Annotated in this window: 25 protein-coding genes; 22 read left to right on the top strand and 3 right to left on the bottom strand. The window is 59.4% G+C overall.

Going from position 1 to position 25,942, the window contains the following annotated elements; genetic code table 11:
* Positions 1-56: 56 nt before the first annotated feature.
* The 8 genes from IM284_RS12405 (at position 57) to IM284_RS12370 (ending at position 7,178) form a co-directional block, all read left to right on the top strand.
* Entirely contained in the window at positions 57-710 is a 654-nt protein-coding gene (locus IM284_RS12405) for an EAL domain-containing protein (protein ID WP_193055821.1), read from the top strand.
* Positions 711-873: 163 nt separating this feature from the next.
* Positions 874-1,368 carry a spore coat protein U domain-containing protein gene (locus IM284_RS12400; RefSeq protein WP_028015413.1) on the top strand — a complete coding sequence of 165 codons (495 nt, stop codon included), beginning with the start codon at positions 874-876 and terminating at the stop codon, positions 1,366-1,368.
* 2 nt (positions 1,369-1,370) lie between these two features.
* Positions 1,371-2,147, top strand: a complete 777-nt coding sequence (locus IM284_RS12395) for a molecular chaperone (RefSeq protein WP_047367283.1) — start codon at positions 1,371-1,373, stop codon at positions 2,145-2,147.
* Complete coding sequence (locus IM284_RS12390; protein WP_028015411.1) at positions 2,128-4,356, top strand: fimbria/pilus outer membrane usher protein; 2,229 nt, start codon at positions 2,128-2,130, stop codon at positions 4,354-4,356. Before IM284_RS12395 ends, IM284_RS12390 begins: the two co-directional genes overlap by 20 nt.
* Entirely contained in the window at positions 4,347-5,303 is a 957-nt protein-coding gene (locus IM284_RS12385) for a spore coat U domain-containing protein (RefSeq protein ID WP_047367282.1), read from the top strand. The genes IM284_RS12390 and IM284_RS12385 overlap by 10 nt, the downstream gene beginning before the upstream one ends.
* A 123-nt stretch (positions 5,304-5,426) precedes the next feature.
* Entirely contained in the window at positions 5,427-6,167 is a 741-nt protein-coding gene (locus tag IM284_RS12380) for a winged helix-turn-helix domain-containing protein (protein ID WP_041911307.1), read from the top strand.
* Between the two features lies 1 nt (position 6,168).
* Positions 6,169-6,642, top strand: a complete 474-nt coding sequence (locus IM284_RS12375) for a hypothetical protein (protein ID WP_041911308.1) — start codon at positions 6,169-6,171, stop codon at positions 6,640-6,642.
* 29 nt (positions 6,643-6,671) lie between these two features.
* Entirely contained in the window at positions 6,672-7,178 is a 507-nt protein-coding gene (locus IM284_RS12370) for a GNAT family N-acetyltransferase (protein WP_193055820.1), read from the top strand.
* Positions 7,179-7,270: 92 nt separating this feature from the next.
* Here the strand turns inward: IM284_RS12370 and tsr are convergent, their stop codons facing one another.
* Together tsr and hpaR are read right to left on the bottom strand one after the other, a co-directional pair.
* Positions 7,271-8,935, bottom strand: coding sequence for a methyl-accepting chemotaxis protein (tsr, locus tag IM284_RS12365; protein WP_045259638.1), 1,665 nt, complete (start codon positions 8,933-8,935; stop codon positions 7,271-7,273).
* Between the two features lie 83 nt (positions 8,936-9,018).
* Positions 9,019-9,459, bottom strand: coding sequence for a homoprotocatechuate degradation operon regulator HpaR (hpaR, locus tag IM284_RS12360; protein WP_047367281.1), 441 nt, complete (start codon positions 9,457-9,459; stop codon positions 9,019-9,021).
* A 271-nt stretch (positions 9,460-9,730) separates the two neighbouring features.
* On the opposite strand from hpaR, the gene hpaG reads away from it, so the two are divergent.
* The 14 genes from hpaG to yjiA all read left to right on the top strand — a co-directional run bounded on the left by hpaG (position 9,731) and on the right by yjiA (position 24,508).
* Complete coding sequence (gene hpaG, locus IM284_RS12355) at positions 9,731-11,008, top strand: 4-hydroxyphenylacetate degradation bifunctional isomerase/decarboxylase (RefSeq protein ID WP_047367280.1); 1,278 nt, start codon at positions 9,731-9,733, stop codon at positions 11,006-11,008.
* Positions 11,005-12,471, top strand: a complete 1,467-nt coding sequence (hpaE, locus tag IM284_RS12350; RefSeq protein WP_047367279.1) for a 5-carboxymethyl-2-hydroxymuconate semialdehyde dehydrogenase — start codon at positions 11,005-11,007, stop codon at positions 12,469-12,471. The genes hpaG and hpaE overlap by 4 nt, the downstream gene beginning before the upstream one ends.
* Positions 12,472-12,473: 2 nt before the next feature.
* A complete protein-coding gene (gene hpaD, locus IM284_RS12345) occupies positions 12,474-13,325 on the top strand; it encodes a 3,4-dihydroxyphenylacetate 2,3-dioxygenase (RefSeq protein ID WP_041911312.1) in 852 nt (283 codons plus the stop codon).
* A 9-nt stretch (positions 13,326-13,334) separates the two neighbouring features.
* Positions 13,335-13,715: a 5-carboxymethyl-2-hydroxymuconate Delta-isomerase gene (locus IM284_RS12340; protein ID WP_047367278.1), complete on the top strand. Its 381-nt coding sequence runs from the start codon at positions 13,335-13,337 to the stop codon at positions 13,713-13,715.
* A gap of 8 nt (positions 13,716-13,723) precedes the next feature.
* Positions 13,724-14,527, top strand: a complete 804-nt coding sequence (gene hpaH / locus IM284_RS12335; RefSeq protein ID WP_047367277.1) for a 2-oxo-hept-4-ene-1,7-dioate hydratase — start codon at positions 13,724-13,726, stop codon at positions 14,525-14,527.
* A 10-nt stretch (positions 14,528-14,537) separates the two neighbouring features.
* Entirely contained in the window at positions 14,538-15,332 is a 795-nt protein-coding gene (gene hpaI, locus IM284_RS12330) for a 4-hydroxy-2-oxoheptanedioate aldolase (protein ID WP_047367276.1), read from the top strand.
* A gap of 21 nt (positions 15,333-15,353) precedes the next feature.
* The gene (gene hpaX / locus IM284_RS12325; RefSeq protein WP_047367275.1) at positions 15,354-16,697 is read left to right on the top strand and encodes a 4-hydroxyphenylacetate permease; all 1,344 of its coding nucleotides are present in this window, start codon (positions 15,354-15,356) and stop codon (positions 16,695-16,697) included.
* The gene (gene hpaA, locus IM284_RS12320; RefSeq protein WP_047367274.1) at positions 16,669-17,559 is read left to right on the top strand and encodes a 4-hydroxyphenylacetate catabolism regulatory protein HpaA; all 891 of its coding nucleotides are present in this window, start codon (positions 16,669-16,671) and stop codon (positions 17,557-17,559) included. Before hpaX ends, hpaA begins: the two co-directional genes overlap by 29 nt.
* 195 nt (positions 17,560-17,754) lie before the next feature.
* A complete protein-coding gene (gene hpaB / locus IM284_RS12315) occupies positions 17,755-19,317 on the top strand; it encodes a 4-hydroxyphenylacetate 3-monooxygenase, oxygenase component (protein WP_028015397.1) in 1,563 nt (520 codons plus the stop codon).
* A gap of 17 nt (positions 19,318-19,334) precedes the next feature.
* Positions 19,335-19,847, top strand: a complete 513-nt coding sequence (locus tag IM284_RS12310) for a 4-hydroxyphenylacetate 3-monooxygenase reductase subunit (RefSeq protein ID WP_041911318.1) — start codon at positions 19,335-19,337, stop codon at positions 19,845-19,847.
* Positions 19,848-20,023: 176 nt separating this feature from the next.
* A complete protein-coding gene (locus IM284_RS12305) occupies positions 20,024-20,941 on the top strand; it encodes a YafY family protein (protein ID WP_047367273.1) in 918 nt (305 codons plus the stop codon).
* A 191-nt stretch (positions 20,942-21,132) separates the two neighbouring features.
* Entirely contained in the window at positions 21,133-23,286 is a 2,154-nt protein-coding gene (locus IM284_RS12300; protein WP_028015394.1) for a carbon starvation CstA family protein, read from the top strand.
* A gap of 54 nt (positions 23,287-23,340) precedes the next feature.
* Positions 23,341-23,544 carry a YbdD/YjiX family protein gene (locus IM284_RS12295; protein ID WP_003856610.1) on the top strand — a complete coding sequence of 68 codons (204 nt, stop codon included), beginning with the start codon at positions 23,341-23,343 and terminating at the stop codon, positions 23,542-23,544.
* A 10-nt stretch (positions 23,545-23,554) separates the two neighbouring features.
* On the top strand, positions 23,555-24,508 hold the full coding sequence (gene yjiA, locus IM284_RS12290; protein WP_047367272.1) for a GTPase: 954 nt from the start codon (positions 23,555-23,557) through the stop codon (positions 24,506-24,508).
* Between the two features lie 53 nt (positions 24,509-24,561).
* On the opposite strand, the gene IM284_RS12285 is transcribed toward yjiA, so the two are convergent.
* Positions 24,562-25,920, bottom strand: coding sequence for an esterase-like activity of phytase family protein (locus IM284_RS12285; protein ID WP_047367271.1), 1,359 nt, complete (start codon positions 25,918-25,920; stop codon positions 24,562-24,564).
* Positions 25,921-25,942 lie beyond the last annotated feature (22 nt).

Here is a 25,942-nt window from a genome sequence, read left to right as displayed (position 1 = left end):
AGATCCGTAAAATTCCAAGCTCCTGAAATCACCACGGAGCGTTACGCACGTTTATCATGCTAACCGGCTATAAGTTCGAATCCATCCGGGCACTGCGCAGTGAAAATGTGATTGCCTGGGAGGTATTGTCCACGGCAAAGCCCAACGTCAATCTTGAAGATTACTTTGGCTCGCTGTCGGCGACGCAGCGTAAAGCGCACTTCTTTGCGCAGCTTCGTCACGCCATGTTTTGCAAGGATGGCGACAAGTATTACCTCAATGCAACATCGGATTTACTGCTGGAAACGGACTTCCTCGACAGGCTAAAAGAAGAAACCCCGTGCCCGGAGAAACTTGCTATCGAGATCACCGATCTCCATACGATGGTCCAACTCGACGATACGCAAAGCCAGGCGCTGAGGAAATGCATCGCGACGCTCCATCAGTGGGGGATAGAAGTGTGGGCAGACGATGTCTGCGAAGACCTACTTCCCGACCTGCTGACCAGCCAGATCCGCTTCTGCGGCATCAAAATTGACAAACATACCTTCTGGAACGGACGGACCGAGCAGGCGAAGTTTCTGCATCTCACCCGCGAGTGCAAGCGCGTCGCCAGCAAGGTGCTGATCGAAGGCATCGAAACCGCGGGTGATTTCGCGCTGGCCTGCGCGAGCGCGGCCGATTACGGCCAGGGCTATCTGTGGGGGAGAAAATGGCCCCTTTCATTTTGAATGCTGGCGATCGGGTCATCGTTCTGCGCGGCAACGCCTGCTTATGGCCTTGCCCCACCTTTTGCTGCCATACCCTGGCAGAATGCCATCAAAAACGCTGCCTGCTGGACGCTCAGTCATTCGCTTTGTAATTGCACTGTTACTCACGTCAGGAAATAAGATCATGAAAATTATTCCCACCGCTGTATGTTGTTCCGCTCTCCTGCTTCCTGCTGCTGCGATCGCCGCAGACAGTACCGCAAGCGCGACGATGCATGTATCACTTGAGGTCGTGAAGTCGTGCACCCTCAAAGCCAACGACCTCAACTTCTCGCGTCACGGCTCCGATGAGTCGAGCGAAATCCTGGCCAAAACGCAGGTCGATATCGTCTGTACCAACGGCACGCCGTTCACCCTCACCGCCACCAGCCCCGACGGCGAAAGCGGCACCTTCTGGCTGAAGCCGGAAAACGGCGAAACCGGGGCGCAGAAGATTGCGTGGAAACTCTTTGCTGACGAAGGCAAACAGAAGCAAATCAACGAGACGACTGGTCTGGACGATACCGGCAACGGTGCGGAACAGGAAGAAACGCTGTATGGCGTCATTGACGCCGGGGCGCTGACAACCGCCCAGGCAGGGAACTACAGCGACGATATCACGTTAAAACTGGAGTACTGATCGTGCGTCGCTACCTTCCCTGCTTCATTTTGTGGCTCATGATGCTGGCGCTGCTGTCGCGCTACGCGCTGGCCGCCACGCTTCAGGTGGCCCCGGTAACGCTCGATCTGCAGAGCGACCAGCGGGCAGCGGCGGTCTATCTCACAAACAGTGGGAAAGCGGTCATCAATGCGCAGATTCGGGTATACGAATGGACGCAAAAAAACGGTAAAGATGTGCTGGTGTCCACCGGGGAGGTGGTCACCAGCCCGGCGATGACTTCACTGGCGCCGGGCCAGCAGCAGCTGGTGCGCATTATCGTTATGCAGCCCGGCATCCGTGCGCAGGAGCAAAGTTACCGGCTGGTTATTGACGAACTGCCGGACGCCGCGTCCCGTGCCGCCAACCCCTCCGCGGTACACTTCCTGCTGCGCTACTCGATTCCGGTGTTTATTGCCGGGAGCCAGAGCGCGCCCGTCAGCCACGATGCCCTGAGCTGTGAGCAGGCAGACATACCGGCCACTCTCCGCTGCTTTAACGCCGGAAACCGCCACATCCGCCTGAGCCACCTTGAGGCCCTGACGGCCGATGGGAAGGTTGTCGGGTCGATTAAAGGCCTGGCGGGCTATGTGCTCCCGGGACAAACCGCCCTTTTATCGCTCAAGCAGCCCACACGTCACGCGCTCAGCTCGCTGCGCGTCTATCTTAATGATGACCATCATGCCAGCCAGATACCCCTGCGCCCGCTCGCTTCTCGCGCTCCTGTTTTGGCTACCGCTCATGCTGTCAGCCCGGACTGAGCCCGCCGACACCGTGCAATGGCTGGCCATTACCGTGAACCACGCCCCGCGAGGCGAGCTATGGGCCTGCCGGGTGGTGGATAATGCGCTATGGATAAGCCGCAGCGACATGAAAAAGCTGGGGCTTCACGCCCCGGACGATCGCGCAGAGTGGGTTGAGCTGACCTCCCTGCCGGGCCTGAACGTCAATCTCGACGTGCTGTCCCAGCAGGTGTCGATTACCGCAGAGGCAGACGCGCTCGAGGGCCAGCAGCATCTGACCGTCTCAAGGCCCACGCCGATGTACCGCTATCCTGATGCGCAGCCCGTCAACGCCTATACGCTCGGATATGCGCTCTACGCCAGCGACGTGCAAGGGAAGCGCCAGCTTAACGCCCAGACCATGCTGACCGCGTCCGGTGGGCTACCTGGAACGTTCAGCAGCAGTTTTTCAAGCCATGTCGGGGAGGAAAACAGCGCCGGTCGACCGACCCATACGCGTCTCGAAACCCGCTGGCAGTGGGACAACACCGACTCGCTGACCACGCTGGCGCTGGGCGACAGCGTCACCACCGGCACCGGCTGGAGCCGACAGGTACGCTTTGGCGGGCTGCACTGGGCACGTAACTTTGAGCTCAATCCCCAGCTCAATACCGAACCGCGCAGCCGCTACAGCGACACGGCCGTGCTGCCTTCCACGGTCGATTTGTATATCGACGGCCTTAAGCAGAGCAGCCAGCGCGTCACGCCGGGAGACTTTCTACTGGATACCCTGCCCTCCTTCACCGGAAGCGGACAGGCGGAGGTGGTCATTACCGATATCAACGGCCAGCGTCGCACCGTACAGCTCGATCTCTACGGCGCGCCGGGCATGCTGGCGGAAGGGTTCAGCAGCGGTTCGCTGGACATCGGCTGGATGCGCGAAAACTACGCCCTGCGCTCCGACGACTATGCCGCCTCGCCGCTGCTGGACGCGGGCTGGCGCTATGGGGTGAATAATAGCCTGACGCTGGCGCTGCATACGGAACAGCAGCGCAGGCTGCGCAACGTGGGTATGGGCACTGACTGGCTGGTCTCTCCCGCCGTGGGGGTGGTCAGCAAGCACGTTGCCGTGAGCGACAGCCCTTACGGTCAGGGCGTTCAGTGGGGCCTTGGCTGGCAGTGGAACGGCAGGGGAACGAGCATTTCTGCCAGCACCGTCCGTACCGAGGCGGATTTCGCCGACAACGCCCGCATGAGCGGTGCCGCGCCCGTCAGACGCAGCGACAGCGTTTGGGTAAGCCAGTCCATCCCCCACTTCGGTACCGTGGGCGCGGGCTGGGTACAGCAGAACATTCAGGGCAGCACAGAGCGTTACCTCAACGCCTCCTGGTCGGTATCGCTGCCGGCACACATCTCCACCACGCTGAGCTACACCCGCTCGTTTACGGACGCGTCGAGCCACGTTCAGCTGCTGCTTTCCGTCCCATTGGGTCGCGAGGACACGCTCTCCGCTCAGGTCAGCCGGGATACGCCGCGCATGGATTACCGCCACCAGCCGGACGATGAGGCCGGCGGCTGGTCATGGGAGCTGGGCCAGGGCTTCGGCGAACGACGTGAAAGATATGCGGACCTCGGCTACCTGGGCCGAGCGGGCGAATGGCACGTTGGGCTGCAGCAAGGTGCCAACCAGGGCAACCAGTACGCCTCCGCCGAAGGCAGCCTGACGCTGCTGGACGGCAGCCTGTACCCGCTGCGCTACATCCAGCAGGGCATGGCGCTGGTGTCCACCCACGGCATTGGGCACGTACCGGTAATGCTGGAAAACCGCCCGGCCGGTGAAACGGATGAAGACGGTTATCTCCTGCTGACCGACCTGCCGCGCTACCACAACAGCAAAGTCAGCATTAACCCGCTCGATCTGCCCGCCGATGTGATCGCCCCTGTTACCGACATGCATGCCAGACCGGGCAACAGCAGCGCGGTGAAAGTCGAGTTTAACGTCCATCACGCCGTCACGGTTCAGGCCCGGCTGGTCGACAGCCGCCGCAGGCCGCTCCCGCTGGGCAGCATCGTGTCAACGCCGCAGGGTGCCACCATCGTGGGACGCGACGGCTTTATCTGGCTTGAAGATCCGCCCCTGCCGGGCGAACTGGTGGTTAAGACCGGTGAGGGAGAGTGCCGGGTCACGCTTCCGGCGCCCCGTACCGCGTCATCTATACAGAATATCGGAGAACAACTGTGTCATTAAGAGCGCCGTTATTATTGCTGCTCGTCCTGTCCGTGAAGGCGATGGCGGCAGCCTGCTGGATAACCTCCATGCCCGCCATTAACTTTGGCAACGTCGTGGCGGGCAATACCACCTCCGTCAACACCGAGGTCAAATTTAGCTGCCAGGCCGACAACGAGGGCAGGACGGAATATATTAACGTCTGCCTGAGCAGCGTAGACGCCCCGCCCTTTGAGATGATCTCCCAGGGAGATCAGGAGGGGAAACAGTATACCCTCCTCTTCCGCCTGCTTAACGGCGCAGCGCGCTCTCAGGAGCTGGGGCCTGCCAGCAACGGGAACCTGATTCAGCAGACCCTCGCCGCGGAAAGCAATGCCAACGTCAGCGGTACCTTTCCGCTTATCGCTACCATTCCGCCAGGGCAAAGCCAGCTTCCGGCCTACCACTATTACAACTACAACATGAATCTGCGCATCGCCTGGCACAGCGCCCTGCGCCAGGACGCGCTGCAAAACTGCTCGGACGGTTCCGCAGAGGGGCAGCAGGTGCAGGGCGGCACCAGCGCGCAGGCCGAAATCAGCCAGGGGTGCTACATCGAGCGCGTGACGCCGCTTAACTTCGGCACGCTGACCAGCACCGCTACCCTGAGCCCGACGCGATCCTCCGCCACCCTCACCACGCGCTGTCCGGCCGGAACCGCGTTCACCCTTGCCATGGGAAAAGGCAACCATGCCAGCGGTAACCAGCGGCAGCTCTGCAACAGCGAGGGTCATTGCCTGCGCTACGGTCTCTGGCAGGATGAGGCGGCCACGCAAAGCTGGGGAGATCAAAACAGCGGCGATGCGCTGCAGGTCACCAACCCTGCAGGCGGCACCCAGAACTACACCGTTTACGGCGAGGTCCCGGCACAGCCGCTAATCGGTACCGGGGAGTTTATTGATGACGTGATTATCACGCTGACTTATTAAATCACCCAAAAACCTGTCTGGATCAATGTTATCGGTAACAGTGGCGTTAAAATAGCCAGCAATGCAGCCTTGAGGGCGTAAGCCTTTTTTCATTCATTATCTCTGTTTTTATTACAACAACTTATGAAATACCTGCTTGCTGACGCCATCGTCTATAACGACGAGGACGGCTCTGTTTCTCTTATCAATGCGCCGGATGAGGATGCGCAGCTCCTCACCTGCACAGCCAATACCATCATGAGGCTGCTGGTTCAGCATCATGGGAACGTGGTCGAACGGGAAACCTTTCTCCAGGAAGTCTGGGATCGGCGAGGGCTCCAGGGATCTAACAACTCCTTAAACCAGTACATCAGCATTCTGCGCAAGATGCTGGCGACCCTGCTTCCCGACGCGCTGTTTATCGTTACCGTACCGAAAACGGGCTTTATGCTCAGCGCAGACGTCACCGTCACTCCGCTGGAGGAGGCCCCCCCGATCGCCAAAACGGTGAAACCTGCATGGCGCGTTCGCCCGGAATGGCTGTTCTGCGGCGCGCTCACGCTGGTCGTCGTTGCGCTAAGCATCTGGATCGTGCTCATCAAGCCAGACGCCCCGCAGCGGGAGATCCATCTGCTGACGCATATCGGCACCTGTCCGGTTTACACCTTTACGCCGCTGGCGGACGTGTTTCACGGGAAGGCGATTACGCTCGCGCAAACGCTTCAAAAGGACGGTCACCTTCCGTGTCTGAAAAATTCGATTTTCTACATGCACATTCAGAGAACGCTTTTCTACGGCCACGAAGGGCGGCTGGTGCTCTCCCAATGCTCCCTCACGCGGGGTAAAGCCAGCGCCTGTCGTACGCTTTACTATTACGAGTGGTGATATGAGACAGAAAAAAGTTTGGCTAATCCTGATCCTCAACCTGCTGCTGCTGGGCACCGCGCTGGCGTGGTATTTTCACACGCCTCCGCTGTCGGTAACCTGCGACGGAAACCTGACGTTTACCGACGAGCGCGACAGCCACAATTTCACCTTTGACGGTGAGGTCATTATGCGCTTTCACCCCGACAAAACGGGGTACATCACGGTTAACGGCAACGTGGTGAATGCCCCGCGCAGCTGGGAGGTTTCTCGCCAGGAGATGTTTAAATGGCGTCACGTGGAGGACGAACTGTATGAGATCGTCATTCAAAAAGTGGAGCGCTTTAGCCATGACGCGATGCCGCCCGGGGTCTTTGAAAAATACGTTGCCGGCCTGACGCTGGGCAATAAAAGGCTTCTGACGATAGAGCGCACGCCGGAAGACGCGCTGGTGATCAGCAATTTTTATTCGCCGGTGCTGATCTGCTCGGAATAATGTCGACGGGTCAGGCTATACTTGCCGCCATGACTATTCGCATTCGCCCCACCACCCTCAGCGACGTTGCCGCCCTGTCCGCCATTGAACGCGCGGCGGCCGGGCGATTCCGCGACATCCCGGAACTCGCCTGGCTTGCCGACGGCGAGGTCATTCCCGCTGAGCAACACCTCAACTATGCCGAACGCGGGCTCAGTTGGCTGGCGCTGGCAAACGACCAGCCCGTCGGGTTTGTCCTTGCCGAAGCCCACCCGTCATCACTGTTTATTGTCGAACTCTCGGTTGATCTGGACTGGCAGCGAAAAGGGATTGGCAGACAGCTCATCGCCTGCGTGGCAGATTGCGCCCGTAAAAGGGGTCTGACCGCGCTGACGCTGACGACGTTCAGGGACGTACCGTGGAATGCGCCGTTCTATGCGCGGCTGGGGTTTGAAATGATGACGAGGCTGACGCCTGAATTGCGTCAGAAAAGGGAAGAAGAGACGGCGAACGGTTTAGCGTATGAAACGCGCTGCGCCATGCGCCTGCCTCTGTAATATCGCCCGGTGGCGCTGCGCTTACCGGGTCTACAAAACACTGAACAGTGGGCCGGGTAAGGCGCAGCCGCCACCCGGCACAACGCACGGCGTTAGAACGTTTCCCAGTTATCACCTGCATCGGCAGTAGCGGTTTTACGCGTCATTACCGGTGCGGCAACGGCTTTCGCCGAAGCGAATTCACGCGCCTTCATCTGCTCCTGCTGAATGCGGAACACCGCCACGGCCTGGGTCAGACGGCTTGCCTGCTCTTCCAGTGCGGCAGCCGCTGCGGCAGACTCTTCCACCAGCGAGGCGTTCTGCTGGGTCACGCGGTCCATCTCTGCCACCGCCAGGCCCACCTGGTCGATACCGCGGCTCTGCTCGTCGGACGCAGAGGCAATCTCGCCCATGATATCGGTCACGCGGGTCACCGCGTTCACGATCTCACCCATGGTTTCACCGGCGCTTTCCACCAACGTTGAACCCACTTCCACGCGTCCCACGGAGTCTTCAATCAGGCTCTTGATCTCACGTGCTGCCTGAGCGCTGCGCTGGGCCAGGTTACGCACTTCCCCTGCCACCACCGCAAATCCACGGCCCTGTTCGCCCGCACGCGCCGCTTCTACCGCCGCATTCAGCGCCAGGATGTTGGTCTGGAAGGCAATGCCGTCGATCACGCTGATGATATCGGCAATTTTCTGCGAACTGCCCGCGATGTCGCGCATGGTTTGCACCACGTTGTCCACCACCTTGCCACCCTTCTGCGCGGTTTCAGACGCGCTTAGCGCCAGGTGGCTCGCCTGACGGGCGTTCTCGGCGTTCTGCTTAACGGTCGCCGTCAGCTGCTCCATGCTGGCAGCGGTCTCTTCCAGTGAAGCGGCCTGCTGTTCAGTACGGGAAGAGAGGTCGTTATTGCCCATCGCGATTTCGCTCGCGCCGCTATAGATAGCGTTCGCGCCGTTACGCACGTCGCCCACGGTACGCACCAGCTCGCCCTGCATATGACGCAGCGAGTCGGCCAGTTCGCCCATCTCGTTAGAGCCTTCCACGTCGATGCGCTTCACCAGGTCGCCGCTGGCGATGTGGCGAATATTGTCAATGAGACGCGTCAGCGGAGAGATCAGCGCCTGCTTGATACCCAGCCAGACGGCCACAATCACCACCAGCACGGCAACCAGCACGCTGATCAGCACCCAGATAGCCTGAGTGTAAGAGCTGTTGCTGTCTTCAACCGCCATCTGGTACAGCTTGTCGTTCTGCTGCAGGTAGCTCACGTACTGCTTCTCGAATCCATCCTGGTAGCTCTGGGTCGGCTGGTCGAAGAAGGCGTTGATTTTGCCCGCCCCCAGCAGCTGAATTAGCTCAGCCAGCGCACCGTGGTAGATATCGTAGTTACGTTTAATTTCCAGCGCAGCGGCGTCGCTCTGACGCGGGTCGCGCGGCAGGGCTTCATAGTCAGCCCAGTTTTTTTCCGCCTGTTTCAGCGAGGCAGACGCAATCTGCATCAGATCGTTAACGGTCGCGCCGCTGCCGATATTGTTCTGATCCATCATGTAGCGGATGCCCGCGCGGTTCAGGGTATTACGGGTTTGCAGCAGCGCAACCCAGCTCCCGTTAAGGGTGGATTGTTGCTGACGAATGGTTTGCAGGACGGTGAAATTCTCTTTGTCATTCTTCAGAGCATTAAAGAAAAGACCACCGGATGTGAGTTGTAAAAGGCCAAATATCGCTAAAACCAGCATTAAGCTGGTGACAATCTTGATACGGTTTAACATGTTTTCTCTTTCCTCAGACAGATACAGAATTTTCGGCCTGGAAAGGGAAAACTTTACGAAAATCATCCTGGAATTTGTGGTTTTTACTCTTCTTCCCGCGCTGCGTTATGCCGGTTCCCGAGTTCAATAAACTCTTCCAGCAGCGCCGTCAGCTGCTTCATCTTCTCCGGGGTGTATTCCGCCTCAATCTGCTGATACGCCTCCTCCACCTGCGCCTGGGCGTGCGCATACAGCGCATTTCCCTCTTTGGTCAGCGACACGTACAGCTTGCGCTGGTCGTTCACCGGCTTTAAGCGCAGCACCAGGCCGTCGCGCTCCATGCGCGTCAGGATGCCGGTCAGGCTGGGGCGCAGAATACAGGTGCGAAACGCCAGATCGTGAAAATCCATCGACGGATGTTCAGCCAGCACGCGCACGATGCGCCACTGCTGCTCGGTGAGGTTATGCCGCTTCACAATCGGACGGAAGTACGACATCGCCGCTTCCCGCGCCTGCAAAAGCGCGATGGTTAATGAATCATGCATAGCCTCTCCCCTTCACATCATTAACAAGTAAACAATTCATAAAAGATGTTTTTATAAACAACACGTTTCCTGCCAGAAAGTCTAACAGAAACCATTCTGTTTTATTAAGCAACTGATTTACATAGGATTAAAATGCATAATGTAAATTTATTGTTATTCATATCACAAATTCTTCACTTCTGATTGCGAAATAAACAGCAAAAGCATAAAAACAGATCATTAACATATTAATGAAATCATAACCCGGACCGTCGGGGTGAGGAGTAGGTGAATGAAAGGTACCGTATTTGCCGTCGCGCTGAACCACCAGAGTCAGCAAGAAGCCTGGGCTGAGGCGTTTGAAAAAGCCCCTTACAACACGCCGCCAAAAACGCCGGTGTGGTTTATCAAACCGCACAACACGGTGATTCGCGCGGGCGAGCCCATTCCTTTCCCGCAGGGGGAAACGGTGTTAAGCGGCGCGACGGTGGCGCTGGTTGTGGGTAAAACCGCCAGCAGGGTGCGCGTAGAGGACGCCGCAGCCTACATCGCCGGGTACGCGCTGGCCAACGAAGTGAGCCTGCCGGAAGAGAGCTTCTACCGTCCGGCCATTAAGGCCAAATGCCGGGACGGCTTTTGCCCGCTTGGCGAGCTGGCCGCCGTTGATAACGTCGACAACCTGACCATCATCACCGAGATCAACGGCCGCGAAGCGGACCACTGGAACACCGCCGATCTGCAGCGCAGCGCCGCCGAACTGCTGAGCGCCCTGAGCGAATTCGCCACCCTCAATCCCGGCGATGCGATCCTGCTCGGCACGCCGCAAAGCCGCGTGGAGATCCGCCCGGGCGATCGGGTACGCATTCTTGCAGAAGGTTTCCCGCCGCTGGAAAACCCGGTGGTGAACGAGCGCGACGTCGCCCTTTCCCACCGCACGCCTGAACACGCCACGCTGTTCGCCCTCGGTCTTAACTACGCCGATCATGCCAGCGAGCTGGACTTCAAGCCGCCCACCGAGCCGCTGGTGTTTATCAAAGCGCCGAACACCTTCAATGGCGACAACCAGACCTCGGTGCGCCCGAACAATATCGAATACATGCACTACGAGGCGGAGTTGGTGGTGGTCATCGGTAAAACCGCGCGTAAGGTGAGCGAAGCCGAGGCGATGGAGTATGTCGCGGGCTACACGGTCTGCAACGACTACGCCATCCGCGACTACCTGGAAAATTACTACCGCCCGAACCTGCGGGTCAAAAGCCGCGACGGATTAACCCCCATCAGCCCGAACATCGTGCCGAAAGAAGCCATTCCTGATCCGCATAACTTAACCCTGCGCACCTACGTCAACGGCGAACTGCGTCAGGAAGGCACCACCGCCGATCTCATTTTCAGCATTCCTTACCTGATTGCGTATCTGAGCGATTTTATGACCCTACAGCCGGGCGACATGATCGCCACCGGCACGCCGAAGGGGCTGTCCGACGTGGTGCCGGGCGATGAAGTGGTGGTGGAAGTGGAAGGCGTGGGCCGCCTGGTGAACCGGATTGTCAGCGAGGAGACTGCAAAATGAAAAAGATTAACCACTGGATCAACGGTAAAAACGTCGCCGGAAGCGAGTACTTCCATACCACTAACCCGGCCTCCGGCGAGGTATTAGCGGAAGTCGCCTCCGGCGGTGAAGCGGAAATTCATCAGGCCGTTGCCGCCGCTAAAGAGGCGTTCCCGAAATGGGCCAACCTGCCGATGAAGGAGCGCGCGCGCCTGATGCGTCGCCTGGGGGATCTGATCGACCAGAACGTGCCCGAGATCGCCGCCATGGAAACCGCCGACACCGGCCTGCCGATCCACCAGACCAAAAATGTGCTGATCCCGCGCGCCTCGCACAACTTCGAGTTCTTCGCCGAGGTGTGCCAGCAGATGAACGGCAAAACCTACCCGGTCGACGACAAAATGCTCAACTACACGCTGGTGCAGCCGGTGGGCGTCTGCGCGCTGGTGTCGCCGTGGAACGTGCCGTTTATGACCGCCACCTGGAAGGTCGCGCCGTGCCTGGCGCTGGGCAACACCGCGGTACTGAAGATGTCTGAACTCTCGCCGCTGACCGCCGACCGTCTGGGCGAGCTGGCGCTGGAGGCGGGCATTCCGGCGGGCGTGCTGAACGTGGTGCAGGGCTACGGGGCGACGGCAGGCGACGCGCTGGTGCGCCACCACGACGTGCGCGCTGTCTCCTTCACCGGCGGCACCGCCACCGGGCGCAACATCATGAAAAACGCCGGGCTGAAGAAATATTCCATGGAGCTGGGCGGCAAATCCCCGGTGCTGATTTTTGAAGATGCGGACATCGAGCGCGCGCTGGACGCCGCGCTGTTCACCATCTTCTCCATCAACGGCGAGCGCTGCACAGCGGGCTCGCGCATCTTCATCCAGCAGAGCATTTACCCGGAGTTCGTCAAGCGCTTCGCCGAACGCGCCAATCGCCTGCGCGTGGGCGATCCGACCGATCCGAACACCCAGATTGGCGCGCTCATCAGCCAGCAGCACTGGGAGAAAGTCTCCGGCTATATCCGCCTCGGCATCGAGGAAGGCGCCACCCTGCTGGCGGGCGGCCCGGACAAACCGACCGATCTGCCTGCACACCTGAAAGGCGGCAACTTCCTGCGCCCGACGGTGCTGGCGGACGTCGACAACCGCATGCGCGTTGCGCAGGAGGAGATCTTCGGGCCGGTGGCCTGCCTGCTGCCGTTTAAGGACGAGGCGGAAGGCCTGCGCCTGGCGAACGACGTGGAGTACGGCCTGGCGTCATACATCTGGACCCAGGACGTCAGCAAGGTGCTGCGCCTGGCGCGCAGCATTGAAGCGGGCATGGTGTTCGTGAACACCCAGAACGTGCGCGACCTGCGCCAGCCGTTTGGCGGCGTGAAGGCCTCTGGCACCGGCCGCGAGGGCGGCGAGTACAGCTTTGAAGTGTTCGCGGAGATGAAGAACGTCTGCATCTCCATGGGCGACCATCCGATTCCAAAATGGGGGATCTGACAATGGGCAAGCTAGCGTTAGCGGCAAAAATCACCCACGTGCCGTCGATGTATCTTTCCGAGCTGCCGGGGAAAAACCACGGCTGCCGCCAGTCGGCCATCGACGGGCATAAAGAGATCAGCAAGCGCTGCCGCGAGCTGGGCGTAGACACCATCATCGTGTTCGACACCCACTGGCTGGTAAACAGCGCATACCACATCAACTGTGCGGATCATTTTTCAGGCGTCTATACCAGTAACGAGCTGCCGCACTTTATCCGCGACATGACCTACGACTACGACGGCAACCCGGAGCTCGGGCAGCTGATCGCCGACGAAGCGGTGAAGCTCGGCGTGCGCGCCAAGGCGCACAACATCCCGAGCCTCAAGCTGGAGTACGGCACGCTGGTGCCGATGCGCTACATGAACGCGGATAAGCACTTCAAAGTGATCTCCATCTCCGCGTTCTGCACGGTTCACGATTTCGCCGACAGCCGCAGGCTGGGCGAGGCCATCGTCAGCGCCATCGAAAAGTACGACGGCACCGTGGCGGTGCTCGCCAGCGGCTCGCTCTCGCACCGCTTTATCGACGACCAGCGTGCGGAAGAAGGGATGAACAGCTACACCCGCGAGTTCGACCGTCAGATGGACGAGCGGGTGGTCAAGCTGTGGCGCGAAGGCCAGTTTAAAGAGTTTTGCAGCATGCTGCCGGAGTACGCCGACTACTGCTACGGCGAGGGGAACATGCACGACACGGTGATGCTGCTGGGGATGCTGGGCTGGGATAAATACGACGGCAAGGTGGAGTTCCTCACTGAGCTGTTCGCCAGCTCCGGCACCGGCCAGGTCAACGCCGTTTTCCCGCTGCCCGCATAAGGAGTCGTTATGCCGCACTTTATTGCTGAATGTACCGACAACATCCGCGGGCAGGCCGACCTGCCGGGTCTGTTCGCCAAAGTGAACGAGGCGCTGGCCGCCACGGGCATCTTCCCGCTCGGCGGCATCCGCAGCCGCGCCCACTGGCTGGACACCTGGCAGATGGCGGACGGTAAGCATGATTACGCCTTTGTGCATATGACGCTGAAGATCGGCGCCGGGCGCAGCCTGGAGAGCCGGGAAGCCGTGGGGGAGATGCTGTTTGCGCTGATCAAAACCCACTTCGCGGGGCTGATGGCGGAGCGCTATCTGGCGCTGTCGTTTGAGCTGGACGAGCTGCATCCGACGCTCAATTACAAACAAAACAACGTGCACGCGCTCTTTCGCTGAGGTCTTTTATGCTGGACAAACACACCCATACCCTGATCGCCCAGCGCCTGCATCAGGCGGAACAGTCCCGGGAGCAGATCCGCGCGATCTCGCTGGAGTACCCGGAGATCACCATCGAAGACGCCTACGCCGTACAGCGCGAATGGGTGAGCCTGAAAATTGCCGAAGGCCGCGTGCTGAAAGGCCACAAGATTGGCCTCACCTCGAAAGCGATGCAGGCCAGCTCGCAGATTAGCGAGCCGGACTACGGCACGCTGCTGGACGACATGTTCTTCCTCGACGGCAGCGACATTCCCGTCGATCGCTTTATCGTCCCGCGTATCGAAGTGGAGCTGGCCTTCGTGCTGGCAAAACCGCTGCGCGGCCCGAACTGCACGATCTTCGACGTCTACAACGCCACGGATTACGTCATTCCCGCCCTGGAGCTGATCGACGCCCGCTGCCACAACGTTGATCCGGAGACCCAGCGCCCGCGCAAGGTGTTCGACACCATCTCCGACAACGCCGCCAACGCCGGGGTGATCCTCGGCGGTCGTCCGATTAAGCCCGACGCGCTGGATCTGCGCTGGATCTCCGCCCTGCTCTACCGCAACGGCGTGATCGAAGAGACCGGCGTCGCCGCTGGCGTGCTTAACCACCCGGCGAACGGCGTGGCGTGGCTGGCGAACAAGCTCGCGCCGTACGACGTGCAGCTTGAGCCCGGACAAATCATCCTCGGCGGCTCGTTTACCCGTCCGGTTGCCGCCAGCAGGGGCGACACCTTCCATGTTGACTACGGCAACATGGGCTCCATCAGCTGTCGCTTTGTGTAAGGAGGCGACCATGCAAAACGCATTCAAAGCGGCGCTGAAGGCGGGCCTCCCGCAAATCGGTTTATGGCTGGGGTTGACCAGCAGCTACAGCGCAGAGCTGCTGGCCGGGGCCGGTTTTGACTGGCTGCTGATCGACGGCGAGCACGCGCCGAACAGCGTGCAGACCGTCCTGACCCAGCTCCAGGCCATCGCCCCTTATCCCAGCCAGCCGGTGGTGCGCCCGTCGTGGAACGATCCGGTGCAGATCAAGCAGCTGCTGGACGTGGGGGCGCAAACCCTGCTGGTGCCGATGGTGCAAAACGCTGACGAGGCGCGGCTGGCGGTAAGCGCCACCCGCTACCCGCCTGCGGGCATTCGCGGCGTCGGCAGCGCCCTGGCGCGCGCGTCGCGCTGGAATCGCATCCCGGATTACCTGCATCAGGCTAACGACGCCATGTGCGTGCTGGTGCAGATCGAAACCCGCGAGGCGCTGAAAAACCTGCCGCAGATCCTGGACGTGGAAGGCGTCGACGGCGTGTTTATCGGCCCGGCGGATCTGAGCGCCGACATGGGCTTTGCCGGCAATCCGCAGCATCCGGAGGTGCAGGCCGCCATCGAGCAGGCGATCGCGCAGATCCTCCGCGCGGGCAAAGCGCCCGGCATCCTGATGGCGAATGAACAGCTGGCGAAACGCTATCTCGGCCTCGGCGCATTGTTTGTGGCGGTCGGTGTGGATACCACCCTGCTCGCCCGCAGCGCCGAAGCGCTGGCGGCCCGCTTTACCGACGTCACCACAGCAGTTGATAACAATAAATCCGTCTACTAAACGTACGATGTGGAGCGCAACATGACGACCTCAACCCTGCATAATAAAGATGTAGAACATCGCGCAATGAATAAGCTGTTCCGTCGTTTGATCGTGTTTCTCTTTATCCTGTTTGTTTTCTCGTTTCTCGATCGCATTAACATCGGCTTTGCCGGGTTGACGATGGGCAAAGATCTGGGCCTCACGTCGACCATGTTTGGCCTGGCCGCGACCCTGTTTTACGTCACCTACGTGCTGTGCGGGATCCCCAGCAATATCATGCTGGCGAAGGTCGGCGCACGCCGCTGGATCGCCGGGATCATGGTGGTGTGGGGCATTGCCTCCACCTGCACCATGTTCGCTACCAGCCCCGAAACGCTTTACGTCCTGCGCATGCTGGTGGGCATTGCGGAAGCCGGTTTCCTGCCGGGGATTTTGGTCTATCTCACCTGGTGGTTCCCGGCCTATCACCGCGCCCGCGCCAACGCGCTGTTTATGATCGCCATGCCGGTGACCATGATGCTCGGCTCGATCCTCTCCGGGTATATTCTGGCGATGGACGGGCTGTGGAACCTGAAGGGCTGGCAGTGGCTGTTTCTGCTGGAGGGGCTGCCGTCGGTGATGCTCGGCGTGGTGACCTGGTTTTACCTCAACGACACGCCGGACCAGGCCACCTGGCTGGATGAGGACGAAAAGCAGGCGCTGAAAACGATGATCGCCCGCGAGCAGGAGATCGCCATCGCCCAATCCGTCACGCCGCGCTCGACGCTGCGCGAGGTGCTTACGCCCGCCGTGCTGCTCTACACGCTGGCCTACTTCTGTCTGACCAATACGCTCAGCGCAATCAACATCTGGACGCCGCAGATCCTGCAAAGCTTCAACACCGGCAGCAGCAATATCGTGATTGGCCTGCTGGCGGCGATCCCGCAGTTTTGTACCATCCTCGGGATGATCTGGTGGAGCCGCCGCTCCGACAGGCTGAAAGAGCGAAAAAAGCACACCATCCTGCCGTACCTGTTTGCAGCGGCGGGATGGATGCTGGCCTCCGCGACCGATCACAGCCTGATCCAGCTGCTTGGCATCATCATGGCCTCAACCGGATCGTTTACCGCCATGGCGATATTCTGGACCACGCCGGACCAGGTTATTAGCCTGCAATCCCGCGCGGTGGCGCTGGCGGTGATCAACGCCATCGGTAACGTCGGATCCGCCGTCAGCCCGCTGCTGATTGGGATCCTGCGCGACGCGACCGGCAGCTTCAGCTCCGGGCTGTGGTTCGTGGCGGGTCTGCTGGTGGTCGGCGCGCTGGTGCTGACGCGCATCCCGATGACGCAGCGGGTTCAACAGAGGAACGATCATGTGCCAGAGCCCTATCGCCAACATTGATATCAGCAAGGAGTACGACGAAAGCCTGGGCACCGACGACGTGCACTATCAGTCGTTCGCCCGCATGGCGGCCTTTTTTGGCCGCGACATGCAGGCGCACCGTCACGATCAGTATTTTCAGATGCACTTTCTCGACACCGGGCAGATTGAGCTCCAGCTCGACGACCACCGCTATTCGGTGCAGGCGCCGCTGTTTGTGCTGACGCCACCGTCGGTGCCGCACGCGTTTATCACCGAATCCGACAGCGACGGGCACGTGCTGACGGTGCGCGAGGATCTCATCTGGCCGCTGCTGGAGGTGCTCTACCCCGGCACGCGGGAAGCGTTCGGCCTGCCGGGGATCTGTCTGTCGCTTGCCGACAAGCCTGACGAGCTGACGGCGCTGAAGCACTACTGGCAGCTCATTGCCCGGGAATCCACGGCACAGCTGCCGGGCCGTGAGCATACGCTGGTCCTGCTGGCACAGGCGGTATTTACCCTGCTGCTGCGCAACGCGAAGCTCGACGACCACGCGTCAGGCGGCATGCGCGGCGAGCTGAAGCTTTTCCAGCGCTTTACCCAGCTGATCGACACCCACTATCACCAGCACTGGACGGTACCGGAATACGCCAGCGAACTGCACCTGACCGAATCCCGCCTGACGGACATCTGCCGCCGCTTCGCCAACCGCTCGCCGAAACGGCTGATCTTCGACCGGCAGCTGCGCGAGGCCAGGCGCCTGCTGCTGTTTTCCGACAGCGCGGTCAGCGAGATTGCCTGGCAGCTGGGATTTAAAGATCCGGCCTATTTCGCCCGGTTTTTCAATCGCCTGACGGGTTGCTCGCCCAGCGCGTATCGGGCGCAGAAAGTACCGGTTTCCTGAACGCATCACGGTATGTAGGGCGGGTAAGCGCAGCGCCACCCGCCAAAAACCCGCACAGATCACAAATCCCAATCCCGCCCGAAAAGTACCCGCCGTTGTCCCAAACGTCCCTTCACGTTCCGCCCCTCTCACGCTTCAATTAAACAACAAAAACAAAACATAAATTTAACAATCATCTTCCGATACGAGGTCCCTATGAAGCCTGAAGATTTCCGCGCTGATGCCAAACGTCCGTTAACCGGCGAAGAGTATTTAAAAAGCCTGCAGGATGGACGCGAGATTTATATCTACGGCGAGCGCGTTAAGGACGTCACCACCCACCCGGCGTTTCGCAATGCGGCGGCGTCCATCGCCCAGATGTACGACGCCCTGCACAAGCCGGACATGCAGGACACGCTGTGCTGGGGCACCGACACCGGCAGCGGCGGCTACACCCACAAATTTTTCCGCGTGGCGAAAAGCGCCGACGACCTGCGCCAGCAGCGCGACGCCATCGCCGAGTGGTCGCGCCTGAGCTACGGCTGGATGGGCCGCACGCCGGACTACAAAGCGGCGTTCGGCTGCGCGCTCGGTGCTAACCCGGCTTTCTACGGCCAGTTCGAGCAGAACGCCCGGAACTGGTACACCCGCATTCAGGAAACCGGCCTGTACTTCAACCACGCCATCGTCAACCCGCCGATCGACCGCCACAAGCCGGCGGACGAGGTGAAGGACGTCTACATCAAGCTGGAGAAAGAGACCGATGCCGGGATTATCGTCAGCGGTGCGAAAGTCGTCGCAACCAACTCGGCGTTGACCCACTACAACATGATCGGTTTTGGCTCCGCGCAGGTGATGGGCGAAAACCCGGACTTCGCGCTGATGTTCGTCGCGCCGATGGATGCCGAAGGCGTGAAGCTGATCTCCCGCGCCTCGTATGAGATGGTGGCAGGCGCAACCGGCTCCCCGTACGACTACCCGCTCTCCAGCCGCTTCGACGAGAACGACGCGATCCTGGTGATGGATAACGTGCTGATCCCGTGGGAAAACGTGCTGATCTACCGCGATTTCGACCGCTGCCGTCGCTGGACGATGGAGGGCGGCTTCGCCCGCATGTACCCGCTGCAGGCCTGCGTGCGTCTGGCGGTGAAGCTCGACTTCATCACCGCCCTGCTGAAGAAATCCCTGGAGTGCACCGGTACCCTTGAGTTCCGCGGCGTGCAGGCGGATCTCGGTGAAGTAGTGGCCTGGCGCAATATGTTCTGGGCGCTGAGCGACTCCATGTGCTCCGAAGCCACGCCGTGGGTGAACGGCGCGTACCTGCCGGACCACGCGGCGCTGCAAACCTACCGCGTGATGGCCCCGATGGCCTACGCGAAGATCAAGAACATCATCGAACGTAACGTGACCTCCGGGCTGATTTATCTGCCGTCCAGCGCGCGGGACCTGAACAACCCGCAGATCGACCAGTATCTGGCGAAGTACGTGCGCGGCTCCAACGGAATGGATCACGTCGAACGCATCAAGATTTTGAAACTGATGTGGGACGCCATCGGCAGCGAGTTTGGGGGGCGTCACGAGTTGTACGAAATCAACTACTCCGGCAGCCAGGATGAGATCCGCCTGCAGTGTCTGCGTCAGGCGCAAAGCTCCGGGAATATGGACAAGATGATGGCAATGGTCGACCGCTGCATGTCCGAGTACGACCAGCACGGCTGGACCGTGCCGCACCTGCACAACAATAGCGATATCAACATGCTCGACAAGCTGCTGAAATAGCGCAGCGGGAGGTTACAATGCATTCAGATGAACAACGCCTGCGTTTTCGCGACGCAATGAGCAGCCTGTCGGCGGCGGTCAATGTGGTCACCACCGAGGGCGACGCCGGACGCTGCGGCATTACCGCCACCGCCGTCTGCTCGGTGACGGATACCCCGCCGTCGGTCATGGTCTGCATTAACGCCAACAGCGCCATGAACCCGGTCTTTCAGGGCAACGGCAGGCTGTGCGTCAACGTGCTGAACCACGAGCAGGAGATCATGGCCCGCCACTTCGCCGGGATGACCGGGATGGCAATGGAGGAGCGCTTTGCCCTCTCCTGCTGGCAGAAAGGCCCGCTGGGGCAGCCGGTGCTGAAAGGCGCGCTGGCGAGCCTGGAAGGCGAGATTACCCAGGTGCAAACCATCGGCACGCATCTGGTTTATCTTGTCGAAGTGAAAAACATCATCCTGAGTGACGCGGGACACGGCCTGATCTACTTTAAGCGCCGTTTCCACCCGGTGATGATGGAGATGGAAGCCGTCGTGTGATCCCCCTCGCGCTGGCCTTTTTTCGGGCCAGCGCCGCTTTCTACAAAAATTCCTAAGGTTTCCGCTAAATCACGCCGTTATATATCCATAAGAGAAATTTTCTGTGCCTGAATACTGACATCTCCGGTCAGTGCTTTTGCATTGTTCAGCGCATACCCAATATACAGGAAGACCTTATGGCTAAAACGACGCGGAGCCGCTCGGCTGAACGTCTGGTCGATATTCTCCTTGAGCTACATTTACACGGCGTAGTAAACCGCAGTGCGCTAATGGAGAAATTTAAAATTACCGAGCGTACCGTCTACCGGGATTTAAATGCGCTCTCGCCCATTGTTGAACATACCGGTAACGGGCTATATCGACTGATCCACTCCGCCCAATCTCCCGGCGGGCAGGGATTACATCATGCTCTGGCTAACTTCCTGAATGCCGATAACTTTTTCCCTGAAAGAAATACGGACTTCTGGCAAAAGCTGGAGGCGCGCGTCGACGAAAACCATATTCTTATCCTCGGTAATGACGCAGAGCACACGGTGCAGCGTGATATCCGCCGCCATTTAGCGAAAATCGAGAAATCGATTAAGAACCATAATGTCTGTCAGATCGTTTATAAGGGTAAAACCCGTCTGATTAATCCCTATAAACTCATTAACAAAAAAAATATATGGTATTTACAAGCTACCGAAAATAGCCGGTTGAAATCCTTTTCATTAAGCCAGATTAGCTGGTTTGATGTTCAAAAAACCTTTTTTACTCCTGATGAAAATGTTCGGGAACTGCTGGAAAAAAGCCTCGACCCGTGGGTGTCCGAAACTACTTTCACCGTGAAAATATTCATTAAGGATAATATTTCACATTACTTCCTGCGCCGCGATCTCCTGCCGGAACAGGAGCTGCTGGAGGAGCGGCGCGGCGGCGTCACGCTGCGCTGCCAGGCGGCACACGAAAACCAGATCCTGCCGCTGCTGTTCTACTGGCTGCCGAATATTCAGATCCTGGAGCCAAGCTGGCTGAAGGAGAAACTCATCAAGACGCTGGAAAGCTACCTGTCGATGGAGCGCAGCCCGGAAAACCACTTGATCTCAATCACATAATTTCCCCGACCAGCGGCGAGCCTGAACCACTCGCCGCGTCCTTTGACCGCTCACCCATCACTTTCAACCACTCACTCATTTACCGTCCTTTACGCGCGCGCGGATCTGGCACGATCGCTCCAGCATTAATCAATACCTCCTCACAACGAACCCTGACCCTTTTTTCTTTACATAAAAAACCAGGTCTTACTATGGATACTAAAAAACTACTTAAGCACGTGCCCTGGGCCTTACTCGGGATCCTCGGCGCTTTCTGTCTGGCGGTTGTCGCATTACGCCGGGGCGAACACGTCAGCGCCCTGTGGATCGTGGTCGCGTCGGTCTCCGTCTACCTTGTGGCCTATCGCTACTACAGCTTATACATCGCGCAAAAGGTCATGAAGCTCGACCCAACGCGCGCCACCCCGGCAGTCATTAACAACGACGGCCTGAACTACGTGCCAACCAACCGCTACGTGCTGTTTGGTCACCACTTTGCCGCCATTGCAGGCGCTGGCCCGCTGGTCGGCCCGGTGCTGGCCGCCCAGATGGGCTACCTGCCGGGTACGCTCTGGCTGCTGGCGGGCGTGGTGCTGGCGGGTGCGGTGCAGGACTTTATGGTGCTGTTTATCTCCTCGCGCCGTAACGGTTCGTCGCTGGGCGAGATGATCAAAGAAGAGATGGGCCGCGTGCCGGGCACTATCGCCCTCTTCGGCTGCTTCCTGATCATGATCATCATCCTCGCGGTGCTGGCGCTGATCGTGGTGAAAGCGCTGGCCGAAAGTCCGTGGGGCGTCTTCACCGTCTGCTCTACCGTACCGATTGCGCTGTTCATGGGCATCTATATGCGCTTCCTGCGCCCTGGCCGCGTGGGTGAAGTGTCGGTCATTGGTATCGTGCTGCTGGTCGCCTCCATCTACTTCGGCGGCGTGATTGCGCACGACCCGTACTGGGGCCCGGCGCTGACCTTTAAAGACACCACCATCACCTTCGCGCTGATCGGTTACGCGTTCGTTTCCGCCCTGCTGCCGGTGTGGCTGATTCTGGCTCCGCGCGACTACCTGGCGACCTTCCTGAAAATCGGTGTCATCGTCGGGCTGGCGATCGGGATTGTCATCATCAACCCTGAGCTGAAAATGCCGGCGGTGACTCAGTACATTGACGGCACCGGTCCGCTGTGGAAAGGCGCCCTGTTCCCGTTCCTGTTTATTACCATCGCCTGCGGCGCCGTGTCTGGCTTCCACGCGCTGATCGCCTCCGGCACCACGCCGAAGCTGATGGCTAACGAAACCGACGCGCGCTTTATCGGTTACGGCGCGATGCTGATGGAGTCCTTCGTGGCGATCATGGCGCTGGTTGCGGCGTCGATTATCGAGCCAGGCCTGTACTTCGCGATGAACACCCCGCCGGCGGGTCTGGGCATCACCATGCCAAACCTGCATGAGATGGGCGGGGAAAATACCGCGCTGATCATGGCGCAGCTGAAAGAGGCCAGCGCACACGCGGCGGCGACCGTCAGCTCCTGGGGCTTCGTGATCTCGCCTGAGCAGATCATGCAGACCGCGAAGGACATTGGCGAACCGTCCGTGCTGAACCGCGCAGGTGGCGCGCCGACGCTGGCCGTGGGTATCGCACACGTGTTCCACAAAGTGCTGCCGTGGGCGGACATGGGCTTCTGGTACCACTTCGGTATTCTGTTCGAAGCGCTGTTCATCCTCACCGCGCTGGATGCCGGTACCCGTGCGGGCCGCTTCATGCTGCAGGATCTGCTGGGCAACTTCGTGCCGTTCCTGAAGAAAACCGACTCTCTGGTAGCGGGTGTTCTGGGTACTGCCGGGTGCGTAGGCCTGTGGGGCTACCTGCTGTATCAGGGCGTTGTCGACCCGCTCGGCGGCGTGAAGAGCCTGTGGCCGCTGTTCGGTATCTCTAACCAGATGCTGGCAGCCGTTGCCCTGGTGCTCGGTACCGTCGTCCTCGTGAAGATGAAACGCACCAAATACATCTGGGTGACCGTGGTTCCTGCGCTGTGGCTGCTGCTCTGCACCACCTGGGCGCTGGGCCTGAAGCTGTTCAGCACCAACCCGCAGCTGGAAGGCTTCTTCTTCATGGCTAACCAGTACAAAGAGAAGATTGCCGCAGGCGGCGCGGATCTTACCGCGCAGCAGATTGCCAACATGAACCATATCGTGGTGAACAACTACACCAACGCGGGTCTGAGCATTCTGTTCCTGGTGGTGGTGTATAGCATTATCTTCTACGGCATCAAAACCTGGATGAAAGTGCGCAACACCGAAGGCCGTACGGATAAAGAGACCCCGTACGTGCCGGTGCCGGAAGGCGGCGTGAAGACCTCTTCACACCATTAATCTGGTTGTATTCAGCCCCGCTCCGGCGGGGCTTTGTTCTTATCAGGATGGACTATGTTTGGTAACTTAGGCGAAGCAAAAAAATACCTCGGTCAGGCGGCGAAGATGCTGATTGGCATTCCGGACTATGACAACTACGTTGAGCATATGAAGACCAACCATCCGGATAAGCCGTACATGACCTACACCGAATTCTTCCGCGAGCGTCAGGAAGCGCGCTACGGCGGAAGTGGAGAAGGCGGCGTCCGCTGCTGCTAAAGGAGAGACCATGACCCCGATTGCCGTTACCCTGCTGACCGGTTTCCTCGGCGCCGGTAAAACCACCCTGCTGCGCCACATCCTGAACGAGCAGCACGGCTTCAAAATCGCCGTCATCGAAAACGAATTTGGCGAAGTCTCCGTTGACGATCAATTAATCGGAGACCGCGCCACGCAAATCAAAACCCTGACCAACGGCTGCATCTGCTGCACCCGCTCTAACGAGCTGGAAGACGCCCTGCTGGACCTGCTCGACAGCCGCGATCGCGGTGACATCGGCTTCGATCGCCTGGTGATCGAGTGCACCGGCATGGCCGACCCCGGCCCGATTATTCAGACCTTTTTCTCGCACGATATTCTTTGCCAGCGCTACCTGCTGGACGGGGTGATTGCCCTGGTAGACGCGGTCCACGCCGACGAGCAGATGAACCAGTTCACCATTGCCCAGTCTCAGATAGGCTACGCCGACCGCATTCTGCTGACCAAAACCGACGTGGCAGGCGACAGCGAAAGACTCCGCGAGCGCCTGACGCGCATCAACTCGCGCGCGCCGATTTATACGGTGACGCATGGCGATATCGATCTATCCCAGCTGTTTAACACCAACGGCTTTATGCTGGAGGAGAACATCACCGCAAAACCGCGCTTCCACTTTATGGCAGACAAGCAAAACGACGTGGCGTCGATTGTGGTGGAGCTGGACTATCCGGTGGATATCAGCGAAGTCTCCCGCGTGATGGAAAACCTGCTGCTTTCGTTTGCCGACAGGCTGCTGCGCTACAAGGGGATGCTGTGGATTGACGGCGAGCCCAACCGTCTGCTGTTCCAGGGCGTGCAGCGCCTGTACAGCGCCGACTGGGACCGCCCGTGGGGCGATGAAGCGCCGCACAGCGTGATGGTGTTTATTGGTATCCAGCTGCCGGAGGAGGAGATTCGGGCAGCATTTGCAGGTCTGAAGAAATAACCGCCTTGCTTCCCCTCTCCCCTGTGGGGAGAGGGTTAGGATGAGGGGTAAAATTATTTCAACGCCTCCGGCAGCGTCACAATCCACAGCTCGCTCTCTGACTCCGGCTTCTTCAGCGGCTTCACGCTGAGCGTGGTTTCCACCGGTTTATCGTCCAGCGTCAGCTTGCCTTCCTCGTTCACCCGATAGTCCTTGAGCTTTTTGCCCTCGACCGGATGCTGCATCGCCACCTTCACGCCAAAGTCGTTATCGTTCGCCACCGCAAGCCGTTTGCCGTCGATCAGCGCCAGCCCTTCGGCCTTCTCCTGTTTCCAGCCCAGCGCGCGCAGATCGACGACCTGCGTTTTTGCTGCAAGGGTAATGCCGCGCTGCGCCAGGGTTTTCTCATCATCAAACTCCGGGTACTCGCCCGGCTTGTCGAAAGCGGTCAGGTCGCTCGCCTTGCTGAGATCCACCTTGTAGATAAGGTTACGCATCGCGTCATTTTTATCCTCACCCTGTTCAATCAGCAGGATGTGCTGGTCGTCCAGCGCCACGATGTCGCCGATTTTGGCGTCGCTGTTTTTGCTGTAGGCCGCGCTGTCGATGGGGTAGCCGTACATCGCCGTTTTCCCGGTCGCCGGGTCGAAGCTGACCAGACGCGTAAACAGCGCCTGCTTTTTGCTCTTACCGTCGATATCCAGCGTGCTTTGCACGGCGGCGATAATACGCCCGTCCGGCATCCGGGTCAGGCCTTCAAAGCCCCGGTTCGGCTGGCGCCATTTGATAACGTTTGGCAGACCGCCCGCGATGGATTTTTCCCCTTCCGCCGCCTGCGGCCCGTGGATCGCCAGAATTTTTCCTTTGCTGTCGACGTTAATCAGGAACGGGCCATACTCGTCGCACAGCCAGAAGCCGCCCTTGCCGTCCGGGGTGATGCCTTCCGTGTCCAGCCCGCGGTTGTCACCCTTCAGAATTTTAAGGGTATCGCTGAACGCCACCTCATTGGTAGATCCGATCACGCCGCTTTGCAGCGGCAGGCCGTTAATCTCGCCTTTATCATCATGCAGCGGGCGGGCATCCGTTGCCTCCGCTTTGCCGTTCTGAACGCGAATTGTCATCAGCAGCGGCGCGAAATCCGGCGTGACAAAAATTTTGGCTTCGTTTTTACCCATTTTGGGCGCATCGGCGTTAGGACCGCGATCGGTCACGGTCGCGAAGGTCAGAGCATCGCCCTGCTTGCCCGTAAACAGCAGGCCGGAGCCAATCCCTACCGGGAGTCCATTCGGAAACGCACCGGCAAACGCGCCGCTGTATTTCACGTGTGAGCCGTCAGGGAAGCTGACAACATAGCGCTCAGCCGTGGGCTGCGCCGCCAGGCCAGAGAAAGATAGCGTACAGCCGATAAGCACAGGAATGATTTTTCTTTTCATATTGTTAGCATCCGGAAAGTGA

This window comes from Enterobacter cloacae complex sp. P12RS, assembly GCF_014895875.1.
In the GTDB taxonomy this organism is placed as follows: domain Bacteria; phylum Pseudomonadota; class Gammaproteobacteria; order Enterobacterales; family Enterobacteriaceae; genus Enterobacter; species Enterobacter bugandensis.
This window is presented reverse-complemented; position numbering and strand designations above follow the sequence as displayed.

Excerpts from the sequence above, each read along its gene's own strand:
- IM284_RS12405 (WP_193055821.1), top strand. The coding sequence starts at position 57 with ATGCTAACCGGCTATAAGTTCGAATCCATCCGGGCACTGCGCAGTGAA.
- IM284_RS12400 (WP_028015413.1), top strand. The coding sequence starts at position 874 with ATGAAAATTATTCCCACCGCTGTATGTTGTTCCGCTCTCCTGCTTCCT.
- IM284_RS12390 (WP_028015411.1), top strand. The coding sequence starts at position 2,128 with ATGCTGTCAGCCCGGACTGAGCCCGCCGACACCGTGCAATGGCTGGCC.
- IM284_RS12380 (WP_041911307.1), top strand. The coding sequence starts at position 5,427 with ATGAAATACCTGCTTGCTGACGCCATCGTCTATAACGACGAGGACGGC.
- IM284_RS12375 (WP_041911308.1), top strand. The coding sequence starts at position 6,169 with ATGAGACAGAAAAAAGTTTGGCTAATCCTGATCCTCAACCTGCTGCTG.
- IM284_RS12370 (WP_193055820.1), top strand. The coding sequence starts at position 6,672 with ATGACTATTCGCATTCGCCCCACCACCCTCAGCGACGTTGCCGCCCTG.
- tsr (WP_045259638.1), bottom strand. The coding sequence starts at position 8,935 with ATGTTAAACCGTATCAAGATTGTCACCAGCTTAATGCTGGTTTTAGCG.
- hpaR (WP_047367281.1), bottom strand. The coding sequence starts at position 9,459 with ATGCATGATTCATTAACCATCGCGCTTTTGCAGGCGCGGGAAGCGGCG.
- hpaG (WP_047367280.1), top strand. The coding sequence starts at position 9,731 with ATGAAAGGTACCGTATTTGCCGTCGCGCTGAACCACCAGAGTCAGCAA.
- hpaE (WP_047367279.1), top strand. The coding sequence starts at position 11,005 with ATGAAAAAGATTAACCACTGGATCAACGGTAAAAACGTCGCCGGAAGC.
- hpaD (WP_041911312.1), top strand. The coding sequence starts at position 12,474 with ATGGGCAAGCTAGCGTTAGCGGCAAAAATCACCCACGTGCCGTCGATG.
- IM284_RS12340 (WP_047367278.1), top strand. The coding sequence starts at position 13,335 with ATGCCGCACTTTATTGCTGAATGTACCGACAACATCCGCGGGCAGGCC.
- hpaH (WP_047367277.1), top strand. The coding sequence starts at position 13,724 with ATGCTGGACAAACACACCCATACCCTGATCGCCCAGCGCCTGCATCAG.
- hpaI (WP_047367276.1), top strand. The coding sequence starts at position 14,538 with ATGCAAAACGCATTCAAAGCGGCGCTGAAGGCGGGCCTCCCGCAAATC.
- hpaX (WP_047367275.1), top strand. The coding sequence starts at position 15,354 with ATGACGACCTCAACCCTGCATAATAAAGATGTAGAACATCGCGCAATG.
- hpaA (WP_047367274.1), top strand. The coding sequence starts at position 16,669 with ATGTGCCAGAGCCCTATCGCCAACATTGATATCAGCAAGGAGTACGAC.
- hpaB (WP_028015397.1), top strand. The coding sequence starts at position 17,755 with ATGAAGCCTGAAGATTTCCGCGCTGATGCCAAACGTCCGTTAACCGGC.
- IM284_RS12310 (WP_041911318.1), top strand. The coding sequence starts at position 19,335 with ATGCATTCAGATGAACAACGCCTGCGTTTTCGCGACGCAATGAGCAGC.
- IM284_RS12305 (WP_047367273.1), top strand. The coding sequence starts at position 20,024 with ATGGCTAAAACGACGCGGAGCCGCTCGGCTGAACGTCTGGTCGATATT.
- IM284_RS12300 (WP_028015394.1), top strand. The coding sequence starts at position 21,133 with ATGGATACTAAAAAACTACTTAAGCACGTGCCCTGGGCCTTACTCGGG.
- IM284_RS12295 (WP_003856610.1), top strand. The coding sequence starts at position 23,341 with ATGTTTGGTAACTTAGGCGAAGCAAAAAAATACCTCGGTCAGGCGGCG.
- yjiA (WP_047367272.1), top strand. The coding sequence starts at position 23,555 with ATGACCCCGATTGCCGTTACCCTGCTGACCGGTTTCCTCGGCGCCGGT.
- IM284_RS12285 (WP_047367271.1), bottom strand. The coding sequence starts at position 25,920 with ATGAAAAGAAAAATCATTCCTGTGCTTATCGGCTGTACGCTATCTTTC.